We start from the raw sequence: 4278 nt of genomic DNA, 5'->3' as shown, positions 1-4278 counted from the left end.
GCGCATCACCCCGCAGCCGAACAAGTAATCAGGTTTTCTATCTCTTCCAGCCCCCGTTCGGGGGCTTTTTTTCGCCTTGACCCGAGCAAAGGGGGATATGATTGCCGCACCGATCTCTCACCGCCGACAGCCATGCTCAAACGCCTTCTCAGCGTCTCCCTGTTCGCAGTTCTCAGTGCCTCCGCCTTCGCTCAACCTGTGCAGCAAGCGGGGGCCACGACCGTGCAATCGAAGATCAACTACTTGCTGTTCAAACCCAAGGCATATTCGGACAAAGGGCAGGCGGTGCCGCTGATTGTGTTCCTGCATGGCTCAGGTGAGAGCGGCAATGATCTTGAACGGGTGAAGAAGTGGGGGCCGCCGGCGATTGCCGAAGCGAATCCGGACTTCCCGTTCATGGTGATATCGCCGCAAGCGCCCGAACCTATCGGTTGGGACGTCGGTCAATTGAAGGGAATGATCGATGACGTGCTGGCCAAGTACAACGTAGACCGTCACCGCGTCTATCTGACCGGACTGAGCATGGGCGGCTACGGCGCCTGGGAGCTGGCCATGCGCCACCCCGATTACTTCGCTGCCGTCGCCCCCATCTGCGGTGGCGGAATGGCCCACTACGCCTTCAAACTGAAGAACATTCCCACCTGGGTCTTCCACGGCGCCAAGGATACCGCCGTTCCCGAATCAGAATCCGCCACGATGGTCCAGGCACTGCGCGCCGCCGGCGGCAACGTCAAATACACCATGCTCCCTGAAGCCGGCCACATCGACGCCTGGGTCTACGCCTACGACGCCAAAACCGGCCTGTTCGACTGGTTCCTCCAGCAGCGCAAACCCTGATTTTTGCTGGAATAACAACAAGCATTAGCAAGGGTATCGCTTTATTGTCGCTTTACATGGCCTACTGTTGCTAACATTGCATTTCATTAATGCAATCAAGGATTCCTGTGATGGGACGGCTGGCTTCGTGTGCGATGGTTGTGGCAGTGGTGGTGATGCTTGCTGGTTGTGCGAGTCCATATGACGTCCTGGTGGCGACCAATGCCGGCGAGGTGAGTCTTGGCGATCAGTCCGTGCGGGTGAGCTGGAAGAACAGCACGACCGGGGTAAAGATTATCAAGCAGGAGAAGACGTCCGGGCCGCAGCAGCCGACCATCACCAGCGCGGAAGAGGATGAGGCGAGCATGATCGGCAGGGCGGTCTTGATCAGCCTGTCGAGTTACCTGGCGAAAGATGTGTCGCAGAAGATGGGCCACTACGTCGCGACGCGCAGGCAGCCGCGCTACGAGCTGGTGCTGGAATTGGCCAGCAATCTGGTGAACACGCAGGGCACGCGGGAAACGGTCGTCATCGCGCATTTGCATGAAGTGTCGCAGCCAAAGGTATTGTGGGCGCGCTCAATCAAGATCACGGCGCCGCGGCGGGAAACGGAAAATGAGCTGGTGCCGAAATTCTCGGGCGCCATCATCGAGCAGATGAAAGCCAGCAAACTGATTATTTAGGCCGTGCGCGGCGAGCACACGGCCTGGAAGGACTCAGTGGGCGATGTAAGTATCGACGTCCAGCGGCATGTCCGGCATGGGGAACTGCGAGCGCTTGAGGTGCTGGCGCAGGGCGGAGATGTCGGTACGGGCGCAGACGATCAATTGCGGATTGGTCTTGCCGTGCGCCGGCGCATAGCCGATCGCGGAGCAGATGGTGGCGCAGATCGCGCGCACCTTCTCGGCCGCCGTCTCATCCAGGGCGCGTTCGCAGGTGGTGAATTCGCCTTCGATGGCCTTGGCGGCAGCGAAAACGGTGGCTTTTTCCAGATGGGTGTGGGCCTGCAGGGCCAGTTCGGTCAGGTCGCACAGGCGGTCGGTCAACAGCAGCGAATCGTTCATTTCAAGTCTCCTCCAAGAGAATCTATAACAACTACGCTTGATAACAATGTAACACGGCACCTTCGTTTTAGCATCTAAGCAAATGACAAAAGGTTAGTTTGGTTTATAACGCTGGAATGCGAATATGCGACCCTATTAGTCGGAAATGTAATAAGAGGGAGCAAGCATGTCAGCAGTAGCGTTGCCGGTGTCTGCGCCGGCGGAGGCGGTGAAAGCCAGGAGGGCGCCCTACAGGGTGATGCCCGGCTTTAAGCTGTCGCTCGGATTCACGATCTTCTATCTCGCGCTGATCGTCCTGATCCCCCTGTCCGCCATTTTCCTGAAGACTTTTACCCTGACCTGGGAAGGCTTCTGGAACGCCGTGACCAATGAGCGCGTGGTCGCGTCTTATCGGTTGACCTTTGGCGCCGCCTTCATTGGCGCTGTGTTCAATGTTTTCTTTGGCGGTGTGGTTGCCTGGGTGCTGGTGCGATACAAGTTCCCTGGCAAACGCATCGTCGACGCGCTGGTCGATTTGCCGTTCGCGCTGCCGACCGCTGTTGCGGGCATCACGCTGACCGCACTGTATTCGTCCAATGGCTGGATCGGGCGCTACCTGGAAGGTGTGCTGGGCGTGAAAGTGGCTTTCACGCCGCTGGGCGTCGTCGTCGCGCTGACTTTCATTGGTCTGCCGTTCGTAGTGCGGACCGTGCAGCCGGTGCTGGAAGACGCCGAGCGCGAACTGGAGGAAGCTGCCGCCAGCCTTGGTGCTTCGGCCTTCCAGACCTTCCGCCGCGTGGTGTTCCCGACCATCATGCCGTCGCTGCTGACCGGCTTCGCACTGGCGTTCGCGCGCGCGACCGGCGAATACGGTTCGGTGATTTTCATCGCCGGTAATATGCCAATGGTTTCCGAGATCACGCCGCTGTTCATCATCACCAAGCTGGAACAGTACGACTACGCGGGCGCCACCGCGATTGCGGTGGTGATGCTGATCGTCTCCTTCCTGCTGCTGCTGGCGATTAACCTGCTGCAGGCATGGGCGCGGAGGTCCGGCAAATGAGTACGCAATCCCGCCGCGGCGAACTGCCAAGCCGCTACGAAGCGATGGAACCGGCGTGGGTGCGCCGCGTCTTGATTTTGGTGGCGCTGACTTTCCTGACCCTGTTCCTCTTCGTACCGCTGGTGGCCGTGTTCACCGAAGCGCTGAAGAAGGGCTGGGACACGTACGCTTCCGCTATCGTGGATGACGATGCGATTTCCGCCATCAAGCTGACGCTGCTGACCGCTGTCATTGCCGTGCCGCTGAATCTCGTGTTCGGCGTGGCCGCGTCCTGGTGCATTACCAAATTCGAATTCCGCGGCAAGAGCCTGCTGCTGACGCTGATCGACCTGCCGTTCTCGGTATCGCCGGTGATCTCGGGCCTGATCTACGTGCTGCTGTTCGGCGCGCAGGGCTGGTTCGGTCCATGGTTGGCGGAGCACGACATCAAGATCCTGTTTGCCGTGCCGGGCATCGTCATCGCCACTATCTTCATTACCTTCCCCTTCGTGGCGCGTGAACTGATTCCACTGATGCAGGCGCAGGGCAGTGAAGAAGAGGAAGCGGCCGTGGTGCTGGGCGCGAACGGCTTGCAAACCTTCTTCCGCGTGACGCTGCCGAATATCAAATGGGGCCTGCTGTATGGCGTGATCCTGTGTAATGCCCGCGCGATGGGCGAGTTCGGCGCGGTGTCGGTGGTGTCGGGCCAYATCCGCGGCSWGACCAACACCATGCCGCTGCASGTCGAGATYCTSTACAACGAATACRACTTCGCGGCCGCTTTTGCCGTGGCCTCCTTGCTGGCGCTGCTCGCGCTGGTCACGCTGGCACTGAAAACCTTTATCGAGTGGCGTCTGCACGAAAACAAGGCCGACGACGCACAGGAGCATTGATATGACAATCGCAGTCAAGAACATCAACAAGCGCTTCGGCGACTTCGTGGCACTGAATAATGTCTCGCTGGACTTCCCATCGGGCGAACTGACCGCGCTGCTCGGTCCATCGGGCTGCGGCAAGACCACGCTGCTGCGCTGCATCGCCGGCCTGGAACATCCGGATTCGGGCCAGGTGCTGCTGGATGGCCAGGATGCTTCCGACCGCCACGTGCGTGAGCGCCAGGTGGGCTTCGTGTTCCAGCACTACGCGTTGTTCAAGCATATGACTGTGTTCGAAAACGTGGCATTCGGCTTGCGCGTGAAGCCGCGCGCCGAGCGTCCGTCGGAAGACCAGATCCGCCGCAAGGTGAAAGAGCTGCTGGAGCTGGTGCAGCTGGACTGGCTGGCTGACCGCTATCCGCCGCAGCTGTCCGGCGGCCAGCGTCAGCGAATCGCACTGGCGCGCGCGCTGGCCGTTGAACCGCGCGTGCTGCTGCTGGAC

6 protein-coding genes are annotated in these 4278 nt (G+C 59.9%); 5 read left to right on the top strand and 1 reads right to left on the bottom strand.

Features of this window, described 5'->3' with window-relative positions:
* The first annotated feature begins 132 nt into the window (after window positions 1-132).
* Together AB4Z11_RS24810 and AB4Z11_RS24805 are read left to right on the top strand one after the other, a co-directional pair.
* Window positions 133-837, top strand: a complete 705-nt coding sequence (locus tag AB4Z11_RS24810; protein ID WP_442028417.1) for a prolyl oligopeptidase family serine peptidase — start codon at window positions 133-135, stop codon at window positions 835-837.
* A gap of 110 nt (window positions 838-947) precedes the next feature.
* Window positions 948-1499 (top strand): hypothetical protein, encoded by a 552-nt coding sequence (locus tag AB4Z11_RS24805; RefSeq protein WP_442028416.1) that lies wholly within the window; start codon window positions 948-950, stop codon window positions 1497-1499.
* A 33-nt stretch (window positions 1500-1532) separates the two neighbouring features.
* On the opposite strand, the gene AB4Z11_RS24800 is transcribed toward AB4Z11_RS24805, so the two are convergent.
* Window positions 1533-1880, bottom strand: a complete 348-nt coding sequence (locus AB4Z11_RS24800; protein WP_442028415.1) for a hypothetical protein — start codon at window positions 1878-1880, stop codon at window positions 1533-1535.
* A 166-nt stretch (window positions 1881-2046) separates the two neighbouring features.
* Here AB4Z11_RS24800 and cysT point away from each other — a divergent pair, with 166 nt between their 5' ends.
* The 3 genes from cysT to AB4Z11_RS24785 all read left to right on the top strand — a co-directional run.
* Complete coding sequence (gene cysT, locus AB4Z11_RS24795; RefSeq protein ID WP_442028414.1) at window positions 2047-2922, top strand: sulfate ABC transporter permease subunit CysT; 876 nt, start codon at window positions 2047-2049, stop codon at window positions 2920-2922.
* Window positions 2919-3794 carry a sulfate ABC transporter permease subunit CysW gene (gene cysW, locus AB4Z11_RS24790; RefSeq protein WP_442028412.1) on the top strand — a complete coding sequence of 292 codons (876 nt, stop codon included), beginning with the start codon at window positions 2919-2921 and terminating at the stop codon, window positions 3792-3794. The genes cysT and cysW overlap by 4 nt, the downstream gene beginning before the upstream one ends.
* A gap of 1 nt (window position 3795) precedes the next feature.
* Window positions 3796-4278, top strand: a 483-nt coding sequence (locus tag AB4Z11_RS24785) for a sulfate/molybdate ABC transporter ATP-binding protein (protein WP_442028410.1), incomplete at its 3' end; no start/stop codon positions are given.

Source organism: Pseudoduganella sp. RAF53_2 (assembly GCF_052113985.1).
Classification (GTDB): domain Bacteria; phylum Pseudomonadota; class Gammaproteobacteria; order Burkholderiales; family Burkholderiaceae_D; genus Rugamonas.
Note: the sequence above shows the minus strand (reverse complement) of the source record. Positions and strands in the feature narration are given on the sequence as shown.

Excerpts from the sequence above, each read along its gene's own strand:
- AB4Z11_RS24800 (WP_442028415.1), bottom strand. The coding sequence starts at position 1,880 with ATGAACGATTCGCTGCTGTTGACCGACCGCCTGTGCGACCTGACCGAA.
- AB4Z11_RS24810 (WP_442028417.1), top strand. The coding sequence starts at position 133 with ATGCTCAAACGCCTTCTCAGCGTCTCCCTGTTCGCAGTTCTCAGTGCC.
- AB4Z11_RS24805 (WP_442028416.1), top strand. The coding sequence starts at position 948 with ATGGGACGGCTGGCTTCGTGTGCGATGGTTGTGGCAGTGGTGGTGATG.
- cysT (WP_442028414.1), top strand. The coding sequence starts at position 2,047 with ATGTCAGCAGTAGCGTTGCCGGTGTCTGCGCCGGCGGAGGCGGTGAAA.